The sequence below is a fragment of the Erythrobacter sp. W302b genome (assembly GCF_046452395.1).
Taxonomy (GTDB): domain Bacteria; phylum Pseudomonadota; class Alphaproteobacteria; order Sphingomonadales; family Sphingomonadaceae; genus Erythrobacter.
The window spans coordinates 545,261-561,139 of record NZ_JBKFDH010000001.1 but is presented as its reverse complement, the minus strand read 5'-3'; the positions used below and the strand labels follow the sequence as shown (position 1 = coordinate 561,139).

The 15,879-nt window shown below is 66.5% G+C and carries 16 protein-coding genes; 6 read left to right on the top strand and 10 right to left on the bottom strand.

Annotation, left to right across the window (positions count from 1 at the left end; translation table 11 throughout):
* Nucleotides 1-20 precede the first annotated feature (20 nt).
* Together ACLBKT_RS02695 and ACLBKT_RS02690 are read left to right on the top strand one after the other, a co-directional pair.
* Entirely contained in the window at nt 21-1,337 is a 1,317-nt protein-coding gene (locus ACLBKT_RS02695; RefSeq protein WP_410181437.1) for an amidohydrolase family protein, read from the top strand.
* Complete coding sequence (locus tag ACLBKT_RS02690) at nt 1,337-2,569, top strand: amidohydrolase family protein (RefSeq protein ID WP_410181436.1); 1,233 nt, start codon at nt 1,337-1,339, stop codon at nt 2,567-2,569. Before ACLBKT_RS02695 ends, ACLBKT_RS02690 begins: the two co-directional genes overlap by 1 nt.
* An 18-nt stretch (nt 2,570-2,587) precedes the next feature.
* On the opposite strand, the gene ACLBKT_RS02685 is transcribed toward ACLBKT_RS02690, so the two are convergent.
* The 3 genes from ACLBKT_RS02685 to ACLBKT_RS02675 all read right to left on the bottom strand — a co-directional run bounded on the left by ACLBKT_RS02685 (nt 2,588) and on the right by ACLBKT_RS02675 (nt 5,943).
* On the bottom strand, nt 2,588-3,043 hold the full coding sequence (locus tag ACLBKT_RS02685; protein WP_410181435.1) for a (2Fe-2S)-binding protein: 456 nt from the start codon (nt 3,041-3,043) through the stop codon (nt 2,588-2,590).
* Nucleotides 3,044-3,058: 15 nt separating this feature from the next.
* Nucleotides 3,059-5,440, bottom strand: coding sequence for a molybdopterin cofactor-binding domain-containing protein (locus ACLBKT_RS02680; RefSeq protein ID WP_410181434.1), 2,382 nt, complete (start codon nt 5,438-5,440; stop codon nt 3,059-3,061).
* Between the two features lie 110 nt (nt 5,441-5,550).
* Entirely contained in the window at nt 5,551-5,943 is a 393-nt protein-coding gene (locus ACLBKT_RS02675) for a MerC domain-containing protein (protein ID WP_410181433.1), read from the bottom strand.
* Between the two features lie 82 nt (nt 5,944-6,025).
* On the opposite strand from ACLBKT_RS02675, the gene ACLBKT_RS02670 reads away from it, so the two are divergent.
* A complete protein-coding gene (locus ACLBKT_RS02670; RefSeq protein WP_410181432.1) occupies nt 6,026-7,279 on the top strand; it encodes a GTP-binding protein in 1,254 nt (417 codons plus the stop codon).
* 144 nt (nt 7,280-7,423) lie between these two features.
* Nucleotides 7,424-8,110 (top strand): hypothetical protein, encoded by a 687-nt coding sequence (locus tag ACLBKT_RS02665; RefSeq protein WP_410181431.1) that lies wholly within the window; start codon nt 7,424-7,426, stop codon nt 8,108-8,110.
* 36 nt (nt 8,111-8,146) lie between these two features.
* Here the strand turns inward: ACLBKT_RS02665 and ACLBKT_RS02660 are convergent, their stop codons facing one another.
* From ACLBKT_RS02660 to ACLBKT_RS02650, 3 genes are read right to left on the bottom strand one after another with little or no spacing between them, the layout of a single operon-like run.
* Nucleotides 8,147-9,157 (bottom strand): zinc-dependent alcohol dehydrogenase, encoded by a 1,011-nt coding sequence (locus ACLBKT_RS02660; protein ID WP_410181430.1) that lies wholly within the window; start codon nt 9,155-9,157, stop codon nt 8,147-8,149.
* Nucleotides 9,150-9,407 (bottom strand): hypothetical protein, encoded by a 258-nt coding sequence (locus tag ACLBKT_RS02655; RefSeq protein WP_410181429.1) that lies wholly within the window; start codon nt 9,405-9,407, stop codon nt 9,150-9,152. Before ACLBKT_RS02655 ends, ACLBKT_RS02660 begins: the two co-directional genes overlap by 8 nt.
* Nucleotides 9,407-9,628: a tautomerase family protein gene (locus ACLBKT_RS02650; protein ID WP_410181428.1), complete on the bottom strand. Its 222-nt coding sequence runs from the start codon at nt 9,626-9,628 to the stop codon at nt 9,407-9,409. The genes ACLBKT_RS02655 and ACLBKT_RS02650 overlap by 1 nt, the downstream gene beginning before the upstream one ends.
* 99 nt (nt 9,629-9,727) lie before the next feature.
* Here ACLBKT_RS02650 and ACLBKT_RS02645 point away from each other — a divergent pair, with 99 nt between their 5' ends.
* Entirely contained in the window at nt 9,728-10,309 is a 582-nt protein-coding gene (locus ACLBKT_RS02645; protein WP_410181427.1) for a TetR/AcrR family transcriptional regulator, read from the top strand.
* A 3-nt stretch (nt 10,310-10,312) separates the two neighbouring features.
* Here the strand turns inward: ACLBKT_RS02645 and ACLBKT_RS02640 are convergent, their stop codons facing one another.
* The 3 genes from ACLBKT_RS02640 to ACLBKT_RS02630 all read right to left on the bottom strand — a co-directional run bounded on the left by ACLBKT_RS02640 (nt 10,313) and on the right by ACLBKT_RS02630 (nt 12,492).
* On the bottom strand, nt 10,313-11,116 hold the full coding sequence (locus tag ACLBKT_RS02640; RefSeq protein WP_410181426.1) for a MipA/OmpV family protein: 804 nt from the start codon (nt 11,114-11,116) through the stop codon (nt 10,313-10,315).
* A gap of 108 nt (nt 11,117-11,224) precedes the next feature.
* Nucleotides 11,225-11,923: a DUF4386 family protein gene (locus ACLBKT_RS02635; RefSeq protein WP_410181425.1), complete on the bottom strand. Its 699-nt coding sequence runs from the start codon at nt 11,921-11,923 to the stop codon at nt 11,225-11,227.
* Nucleotides 11,920-12,492, bottom strand: a complete 573-nt coding sequence (locus ACLBKT_RS02630) for a cupin domain-containing protein (protein WP_410181424.1) — start codon at nt 12,490-12,492, stop codon at nt 11,920-11,922. The genes ACLBKT_RS02635 and ACLBKT_RS02630 overlap by 4 nt, the downstream gene beginning before the upstream one ends.
* A 120-nt stretch (nt 12,493-12,612) precedes the next feature.
* On the opposite strand from ACLBKT_RS02630, the gene ACLBKT_RS02625 reads away from it, so the two are divergent.
* Nucleotides 12,613-13,272, top strand: a complete 660-nt coding sequence (locus tag ACLBKT_RS02625; RefSeq protein ID WP_410181423.1) for a TetR/AcrR family transcriptional regulator — start codon at nt 12,613-12,615, stop codon at nt 13,270-13,272.
* A gap of 56 nt (nt 13,273-13,328) precedes the next feature.
* Here the strand turns inward: ACLBKT_RS02625 and ACLBKT_RS02620 are convergent, their stop codons facing one another.
* The gene (locus ACLBKT_RS02620; protein WP_410181422.1) at nt 13,329-15,683 is read right to left on the bottom strand and encodes a transketolase; all 2,355 of its coding nucleotides are present in this window, start codon (nt 15,681-15,683) and stop codon (nt 13,329-13,331) included.
* Nucleotides 15,684-15,879 lie beyond the last annotated feature (196 nt).

The window sequence follows — 15,879 nt, the reverse complement described above, 5'->3', positions numbered from 1 at the left end:
TCAACAGGGAGAAGCGCCTCGTGGCATTTGCAAAGTCGAGGCGATGGGCAATCGCCGGTCTGACGGGAACCGCCCTTACCGGCATCGCTCTCACAGCAAACCCCTTGGCAGCGCAGGAGCGCCCGCTTGCCTTCACCGGCGCGCGCATCCTCACCATGGCGGGCGAGCCGATCGAGAACGGCACAATCGTGATCAAGGATGGCAAGATCATCGCGGTGGGTGCCAATGTCGCCATTCCCGCGGAGGCCGAACGCCGCGCCGTTGATGGCCGGGTGATCATGCCCGGTATCGTCGATACCCATTCGCATATTGGCCAGGTGGCGGGCGCGGACGGTTCCGGCCCGATCCAGCCCGAAGTCCGCGCGCTGGATTCGATCAACCCTTTCTCCACCTCGATCGACAAGGCGCGCGCCGGCGGGGTCACCACCGCCAACATCATGCCGGGATCGGGCCATCTGTTGAGCGGTCAGACCTTCTACATGAAGTTGCGCAAGGGCCGTACCGTCGATGACATCGCGTTCCAGATGAAGGACGGCGCGGCGCTCGGCGGGATGAAGATGGCGAACGGGACCAACCCGATGGGCGGCAGCGGCTTCCCCGGCACCCGCGCCAAGTCCGCATCGCTGGTGCGCGAGCAGCTGACCGAGGCCAAGGCCTATTGCGACGGCGACCGCAAGAAGCGCGATCTTGGCAAGGAAGCGCTGTGCGAGGTGCTCTCGGGCGAACGGCTCGTCCATTTCCACACCCACCGCGCCGATGACATCATGACTGTGCTGCGGCTCAAGCAGGAATTCGGTTTCAGCGTGCTGATCCAGCATGGCACCGAAACATGGAAAGTCGCCGAGGAACTGGCCAAGGCCGGGGTGCCGGTATCGAACATCACGCTGGATGCGCCGGGCGGCAAGCTGGAGACGGTCGATCTCAGGATGGACAATGCCGCCATCCTCGAACGCGCGGGTGTGCTGGTGTCGATCCATTCGGACGACGCGATCGTGGATTCGCGCATGATGCTGCGCGAGGCCGCGCTCGCGGTGCGCGGCGGGATGAGCCGCGAGGGCGCCTTGCGAGCGCTGACCATCAACGGGGCAAGGCAGATGCGGCTCGATGCCCGCGTCGGCTCGCTTGAAGTGGGCAAGGATGCCGACTTTCTGGTGCTCGATGGCGATCCGCTGTCGACCTATACCCACGTGCTGGAAACCTGGGTGGAGGGCGACAAGCTGTTCGATCGCAGCCTGCCTGAGGATCTGTTGATGGCGACGGGAGGGTTTGGCGCGGGCAGCCCGATGGAAGCCTCGCATCACCACTGGGAACTTGCCGAAGCGGAAGGGCACCACTGATGCGTATCGCCGGATATTGCCTTACCGCCGTCAGCGCACTCGCGCTTGGCACAGCGGCCCACGCGCAGGACATCGCCATCAAGGGCGACCAGGTCCACACCATGGCCGGCCCCGCCATCACCGACGGGGTGGTGGTGATTGACGACGGCAAGATCGTCGCCGTCGGACCTGCCGCCAGCACACCGATCCCTGAGGGATTCACCGTCGTCGAGGCCAAGGTCGTCACCCCCGGTCTGGTCGATGCACGCACCGTGGTCGGGCTGGCGGGCTACCTCAATCAGGAGCATGATCAGGATCAGCTCGACGAAAGTGCTCCCGTGCAGCCGCAACTGCGCGCGATTGACGCCTATAATCCCGGCGAGGCGCTGGTGGCATGGCTGCGCGGCTTCGGGGTGACCACGATCCACACCGGCCACGGACCCGGCGCGCTGGTTTCGGGGCAGACGATGATCGCCAAGACCGTCGGCAACACGGCCGATGCCGCCGTGATCGTGCCCCGCGCGATGGTCGCGGCGAACCTCGGGTCCGGCGCGCTGGCCGAGGGTGGCAAGGCCCCCGGTACGCGAGCCAAGCAGATGGCGATGCTGCGTCAGGCGCTGCTTGCCGCCAAGGAAGGCGAGGCGCCCAAGCCTGCGAAGAAGGGCGAGGCAAAGTCCGGCCCGGACAAGCCTCCCAGCCTGGAGGTGCAGGTGATGCGCGATGTGCTTGCCCGCAAGCTACCGCTGCTGATCACCGCCCACCGTGCGCAGGACATCATGAGCGCCCTGCGGCTGCGGCAGGAGTTCGGCATTGATGTCGTGCTCGACGGCGCGGCCGAGGCCTATCTGCTGACGTCAGAGATCAAGGCCGCCGGGGTCAAGGTGATCCTCCACCCGCCGATGGCGCGGCAATATGGCGAGTTCGAAAACGCCAGCTTCACCACCGGAGCGGCGCTGCGCGCCGCGGGCATACCGTTCGCCTATCAGTCGGGTTACGAGGGCTATGTCCCCAAGACGCGGGTGATCCTGTTCGAAGCCGGGGTCGCGGCGGCCAACGGGCTGGCGTGGAATGACGCACTGGCCAGCATCACCATCGATGCCGCGCGCGTGATCGGGCTGGAAAAGCGCGTCGGTTCGCTCGAAGTCGGCAAGGATGGCGATGTCGCGCTGTTCGACGGCGATCCCTTCGAATATGCCTCGCACACCGTTGGCGTGGTGATCGATGGCAAGGTGGTCAGCACCGCCACGCAGTGACGGGCTGACGCGCCGCGATCAGCCCAGCGCGGCGGCTTCCTTGATAGCGCGGCGGATGCTCATATAGGTGGCGCAGCGGCACAGGTTGCCGCTCATCGCTTCATCGATGGCCGCGTCATCGGGGGCGGGATTGTCCCGCAACAGAGCCGTCGCGGCCATGATCTGACCCGATTGGCAATAGCCGCATTGCGGGACGTCATTGGCGACCCACACCTGACGAATGGCATCGGCGGCGGGGCCTGCGACGCCTTCGATCGTGGTGATCTCCGCCCCTTCGAGCGAATCGTGCGGCGTCACGCAGGAACGGGTCGGCGCGCCGTCGACATGGACAGTACAAGCCCCGCATTGCGCGACCCCGCAGCCGAACTTCGTGCCCGTCATGCCGAGATGATCGCGCAGCACCCACAGCAAGGGCGTGCCGGGAGCCGCATCGACACTTGCGGATTTCCCGTTGATTTTGAGGGTAATGGCCATGGTCGGCTCCTGATCCTAAACGGTTGTCTGCGTGGGCAGCTTGAGCGTGTCGCCCTCGGCCCCGATCAACGGCAGCGTGCGCAGCCGGTGCCCGGTCGCAGCGAAGATCGCATTGGCGAGCGCGGGAGCGGCGGGCGGCGTCGCCGGTTCCCCCACCCCGCCGGGCGGCGCGTCCGAAGCGATGATTTCCACCTCGAAGTCGCGCGGGGCCTCACCCATCCGCATCAGCCGCCAGCTCGGGAAGTTGTCCTGCACGACCGCGCCGTCCTTGGCCGTTATCGCGCCGTAGAGCGCGTTCGACAGCCCGTAGATCGTCCCGCCCTCCATCTGCGCGCGCACGTGGCGCGGGTTGATCACGGTCCCCGCATCCACCGCCAGCCACACGCCCGGGATACGGAGCGTGCCATCCTTGGCCACCGCCACTTCGATGACTGTGGCGATGTAGGTGAGAAACGAGCGGTGGACCGCGATCCCCAAGCCCCGTCCCGCGGGCAGCTTGCGCCCCCAGTCCGCCATCGCCGCGGCCTTCTCCACGACATTGCGCAGCCGCCCCGTGTCGATCGGATATTCCGCCAGTTCGGCCCCGTAATTGCCGTATGTCGCCCCCTCCGCTTCCGGGTCGATCAGGCGCGGCGGACCGATCAGTTCGAGCAGATAGTCTTTCTGGTCACGCCCCGCCGCATGGGCGAGTTCGGCGGCGAAGCTCTGCACCGCAAAGGCGTGGTAGATATTCGCGACCGAGCGCAGCCAGCCGATCCGCATATGGCCCTTGGCATCGCCGGATTCGACCCGCAGGTTGGGCGCGGCAAAGGGCACATCTGTGGCGCCCATGCTCATTTCGCCATCGCTCGGCTCGGCCACCGTGTTGTCGAAGGTCGAGGAGATCGGGGGGAACACCGTGCGGTGCAGCCATGCGGTGCATTGGCCCTCCGCGTCGAGCCCGGCTTCGCAATATTGCGCGCTGACCGAGTGGTAGAAGCCGTGGCGGATATCATCCTCGCGAGTCCAGGTGACCTTGACCGGCTTGCCGACTTCGCGGGCGATCAGGGCCGCCTCAATCACAAAATCGGGCTTGGACTTGCGCCCAAAGGCACCGCCCAACCAAGTCGGGGTGACCTTGATGTTGTCCTTGGGAATCCCCAGCGCCTCGGCGAGCGTATCGCGCGTGTTCTGCGGGTCCTGGACGCAGGCCCAGCATTCGAGCCGGTCGCCATCCCATTCCGCCGTCGCGCTCGGCGGCTCCATGGGGGATTGGTTCAGGTGCGGGGCGTAATATTCCGCTGTCACCCGCTTCGCCGCAGAAGCCAGCGCCGCGCTGACATTGCCGCGCGACCGGCGCACCTTGCCGCTCCTCCGCGCGGTGGCCTGCAACTGCTTGGCATAGGCTTCGGAATCGTAACCGGCATTGGGGCCGTCCTGCCATGCGATCTCCAGCGCGCGCCGCCCCTCGATCGCGGCCCAGGTGTCGCGCGCAACCACGGCCACACCGCCCAAGGGCTGGAAAAGCGCGGGCGGCTTGGCATCGGGCAGTCGCATGGTGCTGAGCACGCCGGGCACCGCCAGCGCCTTGGCATCGTCCACGCTGCCGACCCGGCCGAAAAGCTGCGGCGGGCGGGCGACAACGGCATAGACCATGCCCGGCCGCCTGACGTCGATCCCGAAGGTGCTGTCGCCCTTCACGATACGCGGCACCGTCAGCGAAGGGATTTCCTCGCGGATATAGCGCCACTCCTTGGGGGTCTTGAGCCTGATATCGGCCTCGGCCGGAATGGCGAGCCGCCCGGCCAGTTCGGCCAGATTGCCATAGGACAGAGTCTCGTTGTTCTTGGTATTGCTGACGAGTCCGCCCTTGGCCGAGCACTGGTCCTGCGGCAGCTTCCAGTACAGTGCGGCGGCCGCGACCAGCATATGCCGCATCGCCGCGCCAGCAACGCGCAGCCGGTGGAAATTGAACCGGACCGAGCGTGAACCATCGGTGTTCTGGTCGCCGTAACGCTCATGCCCTTCGGCCTGGACGATGGCGACCTTGTCCCAATCGGCCTCAAGTTCATCGGCGACGATCTGGGCCATCGCCGTCCAGGTCTGCTGCCCCATCTCGGAGCGGTGGCAGGTGATCTTGACCGTCCCGTCCTTGTCGATCGCGATCCACAGCGAAGGGGTGGCATCCCCGCCCTTCACGCCGGTGAGCGGGCTGGCGCCGGGGTCAGGCAGCTTGAAGGCATCGGCATCGATGACCGGTTCGACATAGCTTGAACAGCCCGCCAACGTCACGCCAAGGACAAACAGCCCCGCCCCGCCCACAAACGCGCGGCGGCTGAGATTGACATAGGGGCTTGGGCCATCGCCCGCCCTGTCCGCCTTTGGTGCAGGAATGATCCCGAGATCGCGCATCAGCATCGGCTTTTCCCCTTCAGCCGGATCGTCGGCTCATGTCCGACGACGCAATCTTGGGCGAGGTCGCGCGTTGTGGCAAGCCGCCATCCGCCGCGGCGGCGGCCACCACCGCGTCAATGCCGGTGCACAGCCCGCAACCGCGCCCCATGCGCTGCCAGCAGCAGCGCCGCTCCGGTCACGGTCAATGCCTGCTCTCCGGCCTCACTGCCGACGAAGAGTCCGCCGAGCAGCGCGGCGAAGGCCGCCAGCACCGATCCGATCTGCCAGCGCCCCGGGCTCGCGCGCAGCAGCACCGGGCCGCTCACCAGCAGCACGGGCAAGATCAGCGCGGCGTGGAGCCACTCGTTCTCGCGCAGTCCCTCGGGCAAGGCGGTGAGCATCACCACCGGCATGCTCGCAAGCAGCCACGGCAGGGCGAGGCAATGCACGAGGCACAGCGCCGATAGACCCATACCGAAGTGGTGCCACGGTGCCTCGCTGCGCGTCTGTGTTGGTGAACCGGCCATGCCTTATCCCTGTTGCGTAATGTTACAACATCACTTAATGTGCGGCCACGTCTTTACAAGCCGCACATCACAGGATTTCCGCATGACCGCCCCCGCATTCGCTCCGTCCAGCGCCGACCGCCGCCTGCCCGTCACCGTGCTCTCGGGATTTCTCGGGGCGGGCAAGACGACGCTGCTCAACCACATCCTCGCCAATCGCGAGGGCAAGCGGGTGGCGGTGATCGTCAACGACAAGAGCGAGGTCAATATCGACGCCGATCTGGTGCGTGGCGGCGAAGCGGCCCTCTCCCGCGCGGAGGAAACGCTGGTCGAGATGACCAATGGCTGCATCTGCTGCACCCTGCGCGATGATCTGCTGAAGGAAGTGCGCAAGCTCGCCGAGGAAGGTCGGTTCGACTATCTGGTGATCGAGAGCACCGGGATTTCCGAACCCCTGCCGGTCGCCGCGACCTTCTCGTTCCGGGATGAATATGACGAATGCCTCGGCGATGTCGCGCGGCTCGACACGATGGTGACCGTGGTCGATGCGCTCAACCTGCTCGCCGATTATTCGAGCACCGATCTGCTCTCGGCGCGCGGCGAGACGGCGGGCGAAGGCGATGATCGCAGCCTTGTGGGCCTTCTGGTCGAACAGATCGAATTCGCCGACGTGGTGATCGTCAACAAGGCGAGCGCCGTGAGCCCCGAACAACTGGCCACGGTCAAGCAGGTGGTCGCCTCGCTCAATGCCGATGCGCGGATCGTCGAAGCCGATTTCGGCAAGGTCGCGCTCGACACCATCCTCGACACCGGCCTTTATGACGAGGAACGCTCCGAACAGCACCCGCTGTGGATGAAGGAGCTCTACGACTACGCCAGCCATCGCCCCGAAAGCGAGGAATACGGCGTCGAAAGCTTCGTCTATCGTGCCCGCCGCCCGTTCCATCCGGCGATGTTCTACCGCTTCCTCACCAGCGACGCGCTCGACAAGGTGATCCGCGCCAAGGGGCACTTCTGGCTCGCCACCCGCAGCGAATTTCTGGGCGAGCTGGCGATTGCCGGGCACCAGAAGACGGTCAGCCGCATGGGCCGCTGGTGGGCCGCCGTGCCAAGGAACCGCTGGCCCGATGACGGCACCTTCGAGGAATTCGTGATCCGCCACTGGGACGCGGTGTGGGGCGACCGGCGGCAGGAGCTGGTGTTCATCGGCATCGGGCTCGACAAGGCGGCGATCACCAAGGCGCTTGATGACTGCCTTGTCCCCACCGACGAATTCGCGCCCGAAAAGTGGGAGCGGCTCAACGATCCCTTCCCCGCCTGGGGCGAAGCGCAGACCGCGCTCGAACCAGCGGAGTGACGCCAAGGGCGGCGGCTTCGCCGCGCCGGAATCCGGTGCCCGCTGTGGGGACACACCTGAGCGCAGCGTTCCCGCTCATCAGGGCATCATACGCCTGATCGCGCAAGCTCGACAATGGCGGGGACTTCACACAATGTCCGCCGCATGACGTCTTCGCTCCCGCATCAGCCGCCCGGACGGCCGCTTCTGGCATGGCTGACGGCAGGCTTGGCCGGGGTCGTTGCACCTGCACTCGCCATGCTGCTGCTGGGCGATGCAACCGCCACTCCGCCGATCGCCCGGATCGCCGGACCAACCCTTGCGGTCGGGCTGATGGGAGCCGGCATGATTGCAGCGGCCATCGCAGGGAGGCTGTGGGTCGGTATCGCGCTGGCGTTGCTGACAGGAGCGGTCCTCGTCTGGCTCGCCTTCGCGCTGGGAATGCCACGCTTGGCGAATCCCTTGGCAACCGGATTGGCCGTCATCATCGCCAGCACCAGCTTCGCTGCCCGCGGCACCCTGTTTGCCCGCAGCGCAGCCGACAAGGGCTGGTGGATCGCGGTTGCCGTGGTCGCAGGAGAGGCCGCGGTCGTCGCAACCGCTGCGGCGACACCGGATGCCCTGCCCGGCTGGCTGCTGGCTCTGCTGCCAGCACAATGGGCCAGCATGGCCATCCAGTCAGCACTCACCGGACCCGGCACACCGGCAGCAAGCGCGGCCCTGTTCGCCCTTGGCGGAACAGCCGCAGCGACGTTGCTGGTCGCCCACCTATGGCCAAGGCGCTGGCCCTACCTGATCATGTTCACCACATGGCTCGGCTTCTCGGCGCTGGTCTGGCACCAGATCGGGTGAACGCCAGCAGGCATCGCCATGCCAAGCAGCAGGTGATCAGTCGCGCACCAGCACCGGCTTGGTAAGTCCTTCAGCCAGAACGGCCGGTGCGTCATCGAACGGGGCGATGCACGAGACGACAGGCGCGGGATCGGCAAGTCCCTTCGCCACCCATTCCAGCGCCTCGGCCACATTGGGCCCGCCGCGTCCCCTGCCGGTGTAGAACCGTACTCCGCGTTGATACATCTTGAACAGCGGCATGGAGACGTCGCCGAAATGGCCGCCGACTGACGAGACAATACCCTCGGGCGCGACCGAACGCAGGGCGCACTTCAGGGCTGCCTCATCAGCGCTGGCATCGACCACGATCGGGAATTCTCCGGCGCGGCGGGGCGGCGGGCCTTCCACGACATCGGCGCCGTAGCGCGCGGCAATCTCCAGCCGGCCGCGGTCCGTATCGCGATACTCGACCCGCGCCGCGCCGCCTGCTCGCGCAAACATCACCGCGTAGAGCGCGATCGATCCGCAGCCCCCCATCACCAGCACTTCGGCACCGGGGGTTTCGGCGAGGTGCGGGATCGTGAATTCCCAGCCAAAGGGGATATTGTCGCCCGCACTCGCGACGATTGCCGGATCGACCCCGGCGGGCAGCGGGGTGAGCGCGACATCGGCCTCGACCACGCGCAGCAGGTCGCTGAACATTCCGCCCCAGTCGCCCAGGCCCGGAAGCCCGTACATGGCTCCCGGCTGGTGCGTGAGGCAGGCGTTGGGGCGGCGGGTGGTGCAATGGTGGCAACTGCCGCAGGAAATGTGCCAGTTCACCACCACCCTATCGCCGGGGCGAAAGCCGGTGACCGCCTCGCCCACCGCCACCACCTCTGCGACGCATTCGTGGCCGATCGCGAAGGGGCCGCGGAACGGGGCCTCGCCGCGAATGATCAGACGATCAAGGTCGCAGGTGGTGGCGGCAATGGGCCGAACCAGCGCATCGCTTTGGGCAAGGATGTGCGGTTCGGCCCTCTCGCGCCATCTAAGGCGACCGGGCGCGAGAAACAGCAATTCACGCATCGACGAGCACCCAGGTGCGGGCAAGGTCGGCGCCGGAGGCGGCAAGCGCGGCAGCGACGGCCGCGATCACCTGCTGCAGGGATGCAGCGTCTTCGTCGGGCGAAGCAGAGGACAGGACGGCGAGCGCCGGAACGCCCGCGCCATCCGCTGCCAATGTCACGGCCGGAAGCGCGAGAGCGGCGGTTGCCGCCGCGCTGCCCGCAAGGACAGCACGGCGGGAAACCCCGGCATCGGGGATGATGCTGCTCATCAGCGTGGCGCCAACGCGGCCTTCATCTGGTCGAGCGTCAGTGCCCGCCCGGCCATGCCCCAACCGCCATCGGGCACTTCGTTGATGTGCACCCAAGTGAACTGGCGCACCGCGGGAACGCCCTCGGCCTCAACACAGGCATCAGTGACCTTGGCGACCATCAGCGCCTTCTGATCCTGCGACAGCGAGCCGGCCGGGATGGAAATCTGGACGAGTGGCATGAAGCAAATCCTTATCATCGATCACCACAATTGTATGGCGATCACCATACTATGATGGTCACCATAGATTCGTCAAGCGCTTTGTGCTAGAGCTGCGCCATGCCCCGTACATCCGATGCCCGCGCCAAGGCGCTCGACACTGCTGAAGACCTGTTCCGCCGCCAGGGCTTTGCCGCCACGGGGCTGGCACAGATCATTGAAGAGAGCGGCTCGCCCAAGGGCTCGTTCTATTTCCACTTCAAGGGCGGCAAGGATCAGCTCGCGGCCGAAATCGTCGAACGCTTCGCGGCGCGCGGCGTGACGGCGATCAGCGCCGTTGCGGCGGCAACACCGGGGAATGCGGAGGCCTTCGTCCGGATGCTGTGCGCCGGTTTCGCGCAGGAGATGCGCGCCAGCGACTACACCCTGGGCTGTGCCTTGCAGAACATTGCGACCGAGAAGGCCCCGGGCGATCCACGGCACACCGCGCTGGTCCACAACGGGCTGGAAGCTTGGGTCGAAGGTGTCTCCACCCACTTCGCGGCCTGCGGTGTCGCGGCGCCGCGTCCTTTGGCCGAAGCGTTCATCGCCGCCCTCGAAGGGGCCCGCACCCTCTCCCGGACGAGCCGGAGCGACGCTGTCTATTCGGCCATTGCCGATAGCTTTGCAGCAGCGCTCCGGTCGTCTGGACCGGACGGATGATCCTCAAAAGGTGAAGAATACCCCCACGCCGCCGCTCAGCTGGTCGGCGCTGCCGCCTGCCTTTACCACCGGGCTATCGGCAAAGTCGCCGAGCAGGCGGCGGTAGGTGGCGGTGGCGGCGATGCCCCAGTTGTCGCCGATCCGATAGCTGGCGATGATCTGGGCGCCGACATCCTTGAGGCCGCCCTTGGCCGCGAATTGCGGCAAGCCGCTTGCCACAGCGCCAGCCGGGGTGACCGAAAAGTAGGTCTCGGCATAATCGTCGCTGGCGTAACTCGCGCCGAGGTCGAACTGCAAGTTGACCCGCTCGCCCACAGGTGCGGCATAGGTGGCGCTGGCGGCGATCACATAGCCGCCGTGGACATCGCTGACATCGTGCACGCCCTGGAGCGACAGCCGCAAGCTGTCGTTTCCGGCGACATCGAAGGTCGTCGCGGCAAAGGCCCCGACCTCGTAAGCATCCTTGATCCGGCCCAGATCGGCCACGGCGGCGTTCTTGATGTCCGCATCGCGCCCGAAGGTGAAGGAGGCGACGGGGCCGAACTCGATCTTGTCGGCGGCGATCACGTTGGCGCGGATCGCGGTGCCCTGAATGGCGACATAGCGCTCGCCAAAGCTGAGCTTGCCGTCGACAAGGGGGAGGATCTGGTAATCATCCGCGCCCTCGTATTCGGGCAGAGCCGCGATTCCGAGCGTGGAGTAGCCGGAGATATCTTTGCTCTCCGTCCGCTCGTCCTCGGCAAAGGCAGCCGAGGGCAGAGCAAGAGCGAGGAGGGTGACGAAGCGCGAGAGAGAGGCAGTTTTCATGGTATTGTCCTTGTGCTGGGCGACGGCGAGAGGAAGCCGGGCACGGGCCGTCGCGGCCGCACCAGAGCGGGGTGGAAAACGCAGAAAATTCAGGTGGAGGACGGGCGGTCAGCCCCGACGTATCAGCCCCAGACCGGTGGCGATCAGCCAGACGGTGAGACCGAGGAACCCGGCAATCGTAAGGAGCGCGAAGGTGTCGCCATCCCGCCCCAGCGCCAGCATCAGCCCCTCTCCCGTACCGAAGGCCAGCAAAGGCGCGGTCAGCACGCCGAGGGTCGCGGCGATCCGGCGACTTTCGCGCCATTGGATGATCGCCAGCAGGGCAACGAACAGCGCGGTCAGGAGCTGGCCGAGATGCTCCCCGATCGCCACGCCGCCATAGGCATGGATGAGCGCGAAGCTGTGGGCCGCCGCCGCCGTGCTTGCCGGATCCCCGCTTGCTGCGGCGCGGGCGAGCTCAGGGACCACGAAGACCCAGCGCATCAGCCCGATTGCCTGCGTCAGACCGGCGAGCGCGCCGACGATCGCCGCGCTGGCCGTCATCGCGGGCTGGTCGGCCAGTCGTCGCGGGGTCATTGCGAGGCCGATGGCAAGCGGTACCAGGGCCAAAGCGGCCAAGGCGAAGGCATACCAGGTCAGGACCAGCCCCGCCCAGCCCTCGGCAAAGCGCACCAACACCTCGGCGGGGGGCTGCCGCAGGATCGCGGGATAATCGAAACTGACGGCCAGGATGGCATAAGGCAGGTTGAACAGGATCGCGAGCGCGATGGCGGCGGTGCCCAAGGCGGGCTGGCGGGCGGCGCTCATGATCCGCGCACCAGATTAGCCAACCGGCGGTCGGCCCCGGTGACGCGCGCCACCCAGCCGAGCAGACCGAGCAGCGCATTCTGCAAGGTGCGCGGCACGCCGACCATCACGAGGTTCCCATAATGCAGCAGCAGGCCGAGCGCCCGCGGATCGCGCGGCATCCCCGCGCCGTTGGTCTCGCCCGCAGCGGCGAGCGCATACATGCCGCGCAGGAAGGTCTCCAGCCCCTCGCCCTCATCAGCGGTGGTGAGGAACACGACTGGCGCATCGCCGGGATTGCGGAAGCCGTGCGGCGTGCCGGGCGGGATCGCGATGGCCTCGCCCGCCGAAAGCAGGACCTGACGGCCGTTGCCGAGGTTCACTTCGAGCACGCCAGATTCGACCGCAAAGGTCTCGGTCATGGTGTCATGCGTGTGGAGCGGAGCGCCCTCGCCGTGGGCCGGGAGGGTGCAGCGGAAGCGCAGTTCCGCGCCGTCGCCCGACAGAGGCGAGGCAAGAAAGGCGATCGAGTCGCCGGTGACGGGGTTGTGGATGGTGGCTGGGAGCCGTGGGGAATGGACCGTTTGCATAGCATGTCTCCAAGTGGTGACACGGCAGATATCACCAGCCAGTGACATGCGCAAGCCCTTTTGTCACCGACCGGTGAATTATTGCTGGAAACCCCTCTGCGATAGGTCTAGGACAGCAGCATGACCGCGCCAGCCACATCCTCCCTCGCCCTCGACACTGCCCCTGATCGCACCCGCGACCGCTCGCGTACGGAGGACGCGATTCTCGCCGCTGCCCGTGACGTCCTGATCGAAAAGGGGTTCGGTGCATGGGGTGTCAATGCCATCGCTCGGGCCGCTGGCTGCGACAAGCAGCTGATCTATCGATATTTTGGCGGACTCGACGGGCTCGCCGAAGCGCTCGGCACGGACGTGGCACGGGCTATCGAGACCGCGCTGTCCGTCGCGCCCTCTCAACCCGCGGCAAGCTATGCGGAGCTGGTTGCACGTCTGCTCGACGCGCTGGTTGAAGTGCTCCGCGGCAACCCCTTGATGCAGCGGATTATCGCGTGGGAACTCTCGGAGCCGAATGCGCTGACTCATTCCTTCGCTCAAGCCCGCAGTCGCGCACTTGCCGACTGGATTGCACGACTGCGCGGTGATCTCGCTCCGCCGGCGAACATCGACGCGCCCGCGATCAACGCCGTGCTGATCGCCGCCGTTCAACAGATGGTGCTGGGCAGCGCAGCGACGGGCAACTTCGCCGGTCTGCCTTTAGGCGATGAGTCGGATTGGAACCGGGTCAGACTGGCCATCCGCTCGCTCGCCATGGCCGCCTACGCCAGTGGTGACCCAGCGTAGGCACGCACCTGAAAGCGCGAATAGCGGACGGTAGAGCAAAGCGAGCCTGGCTTCGATCAGCCGAGGAACAGCTCTGCCATGGCTTCAAAGATGGCTTCCTCGTCGAGGCGGTAGGTGCGGTAGAGGTCTGGGAGGTCACCGGTCTGTCCGAAGCGGTCGGTGCCGAGCGGGCTGACACGGTGACCCTTGACCCCGCCGAGCCATGACAGCGCGGCGGGCGAGCCGTCGAGCAGGGTGACGAGACCGGCGTCGGGGGCAAGCTGGCCGAGCAGACTTTCGATATGGCTCGGCTGACGCGTGCTCCCCTGCCAGCGGGCTGCGCGGGCAGCGGACCAGTCGCGATGCAGCCGGTCTGGCGACGTCACCGCCAGCAGGCCGAGGCCGGGCAGATCGTCCTGCAATTGCTCCCATGTACTCAGCGCCTCGGGGGCCACCGCGCCGCTATAGGCGATCGCCGCCTTGGCCCCCGGCGCAGGCTCGCGCAGCCAGTAGCCCCCGGCGATGGCGCCTTGCTGCCAGCTGTCGTCCTTGCGGGCCTGCTGTTCGATCTGGCGGGTAGTGAGGCGGAGATAAACGCTGCTCCCCCCGTCCGCCTGCATATGCGCAAAGGCCCATTGCATCAGCAGCGCGACCTCATCGGCAAAGGCGGGGTCGAAGCTTTCGAGCCCCGGCTGGCCCATCCCGATCAAGGGCGTATTGATCGACTGGTGCGCGCCCCCCTCGCCCGCCAGGGAGATGCCCGAAGGCGTCCCCACCAGCAGGAACCGCGCGTCCTGATAGCAGCCGTAATTCAGCGCATCGAGGCCGCGGGCGATGAAGGGATCATAGACCGTCCCCACCGGCAGCAGCCGTGTGCCGAAATGCGGCGCGGCCAGCCCCAATGATGTCAGCGCGAGGAAGAAGTTGTTCTCGGCAATCCCCAGTTCGATATGCTGGCCCGCCGTGTGCGCGCTCCACTTCTGCGCCGAGGGGATCTTGGCCTTCTGGAACACGTCGGCCAGTTCCTGCCGCCGGAACAGCCCGCGCTGGTTGACGAAGGCGCCGAGGTTGGTCGTTTGCGTCACATCGGGCGCGGTGGTGACGATCCGGTCGGCGAGCGGCTCATCCGACTTCGCAAGATCGAACAGCACCCGCCCGAAGGCGGCCTGTGTGGACTGCACCGCGCCCTCCGGCACCGGCAGAGTGGGAACGGGCACGGCAGGCGCGCGGTGTTCGTGCGCCTTGCGCGCGATCGGGCTGTCCTTGACCAGCGCCTCAAGCCGCGCGGCGAGATTGTCGCCAAGCCCTGCCCACTTGTCCAACTCCTGCCCGGGTGCGATCCCGAGTTCGGCACGCAGACCCTCGATCTGCGCGGTGTTCATCATGCCGGAGTGGTTGTCCTTGTGCCCCGCCAGCGGCAACCCGTAGCCCTTCACCGTGTAGGCGATGAACAGGGTCGGCTGGTCGCCCGTTGCAGCGTCGAAGGCATCGAGCAGGGTCTCGATGCAATGCCCGCCGAGGTTGGTCATCAGCCGGGCAAGCGCGGCATCGTCATGATCGGCGAGCAGTTCCTTCACGCCCCGGACCCCCGCCAGATCGCGCTCCAGCCGCTCGCGCCAGGCCGCCCCGCCGAGGTAGGTCAGGACCGCGAAATCGGCATTGGGGCAGTTCTCAATCCAGTCTTCCAGCGCCTGTCCGCCCGGGCGCCTGAACGCCTCGCGCTGGAGCCTGCCGTGCTTCAGCGTCACCACCCGCCAGCCGCAGGTCTCGAAGATGTCGTCGAAGCGACGGAACATCCGGTCCGCCGTAGTCGCATCGAGGCTCTGGCGGTTGTAATCGACGATCCACCAGCAGTTCCTGAGGTCGTGCTTGTAGCCCTCGATCAGGCATTCGTAGATATTGCCTTCGTCAAGCTCGGCATCGCCCATCAGCGCGATCATCCGGCCCGTGTCGCCTTCCGCCAGCTGGCCGTGGGCAACGAGGTAATCCTGCACCAGAGAGCTGAACGCCGTCACCGCCACCCCGAGCCCGACCGAGCCGGTGGAGAAGTCGACCGGGATCGTGTCCTTGGTGCGGCTGGGATAGGACTGCGCCCCGCCCAGCCCCCGGAACGCCTCAAGCTTCTCGCGCGTCTGCTCGTCCAGCAGGTAGTGGATCGCGTGCAGCACCGGCCCGGCATGGGGCTTGACCGCCACCTTGTCCTGCGGGCGCAGCGCGTGGAAATAGAGCGCGGTCATGATCGCCGTCATCGACGCACACGAGGCCTGATGCCCGCCAACCTTCAGCCCATCCCGCTTCGGACGAAGATTGTTCGCATTGTGTACGGTCCACGAAGACAGCCAGCGCAGCCGCTGCTCGATCTGGATGAGCAGGGCAACCTGTTCCTTGCGCGCGGGCGTGTCTGACACGGTGGATGGGGCGGGGACATTCATACAAGCGCAATCCACAAGGTTAGGCCGATAGGCAATGCTTCGGTAATGCCCGAGCCAGGCCGAGCCATGTCCCCGTCCCACCTGCGGGCACGAGACGCTAAAACGAGCCTAGACCCGAAGTCCAGATTCTTCGAAGCCATGATGCCGCCTGACCATCCGCCAAGATCCTCATGCAGCCCCGCACTTAGACTCGATA

Bases quoted from the DNA above. Each gene is read 5' to 3' on its own strand.
- ACLBKT_RS02690 (WP_410181436.1), top strand. From the start codon at position 1,337: ATGCGTATCGCCGGATATTGCCTTACCGCCGTCAGCGCACTCGCGCTT.
- ACLBKT_RS02685 (WP_410181435.1), bottom strand. From the start codon at position 3,043: ATGGCCATTACCCTCAAAATCAACGGGAAATCCGCAAGTGTCGATGCG.
- ACLBKT_RS02680 (WP_410181434.1), bottom strand. From the start codon at position 5,440: ATGCTGATGCGCGATCTCGGGATCATTCCTGCACCAAAGGCGGACAGG.
- ACLBKT_RS02675 (WP_410181433.1), bottom strand. From the start codon at position 5,943: ATGGCCGGTTCACCAACACAGACGCGCAGCGAGGCACCGTGGCACCAC.
- ACLBKT_RS02670 (WP_410181432.1), top strand. From the start codon at position 6,026: ATGACCGCCCCCGCATTCGCTCCGTCCAGCGCCGACCGCCGCCTGCCC.
- ACLBKT_RS02665 (WP_410181431.1), top strand. From the start codon at position 7,424: ATGACGTCTTCGCTCCCGCATCAGCCGCCCGGACGGCCGCTTCTGGCA.
- ACLBKT_RS02660 (WP_410181430.1), bottom strand. From the start codon at position 9,157: ATGCGTGAATTGCTGTTTCTCGCGCCCGGTCGCCTTAGATGGCGCGAG.
- ACLBKT_RS02655 (WP_410181429.1), bottom strand. From the start codon at position 9,407: ATGAGCAGCATCATCCCCGATGCCGGGGTTTCCCGCCGTGCTGTCCTT.
- ACLBKT_RS02650 (WP_410181428.1), bottom strand. From the start codon at position 9,628: ATGCCACTCGTCCAGATTTCCATCCCGGCCGGCTCGCTGTCGCAGGAT.
- ACLBKT_RS02645 (WP_410181427.1), top strand. From the start codon at position 9,728: ATGCCCCGTACATCCGATGCCCGCGCCAAGGCGCTCGACACTGCTGAA.
- ACLBKT_RS02640 (WP_410181426.1), bottom strand. From the start codon at position 11,116: ATGAAAACTGCCTCTCTCTCGCGCTTCGTCACCCTCCTCGCTCTTGCT.
- ACLBKT_RS02635 (WP_410181425.1), bottom strand. From the start codon at position 11,923: ATGAGCGCCGCCCGCCAGCCCGCCTTGGGCACCGCCGCCATCGCGCTC.
- ACLBKT_RS02630 (WP_410181424.1), bottom strand. From the start codon at position 12,492: ATGCAAACGGTCCATTCCCCACGGCTCCCAGCCACCATCCACAACCCC.
- ACLBKT_RS02625 (WP_410181423.1), top strand. From the start codon at position 12,613: ATGACCGCGCCAGCCACATCCTCCCTCGCCCTCGACACTGCCCCTGAT.
- ACLBKT_RS02620 (WP_410181422.1), bottom strand. From the start codon at position 15,683: ATGAATGTCCCCGCCCCATCCACCGTGTCAGACACGCCCGCGCGCAAG.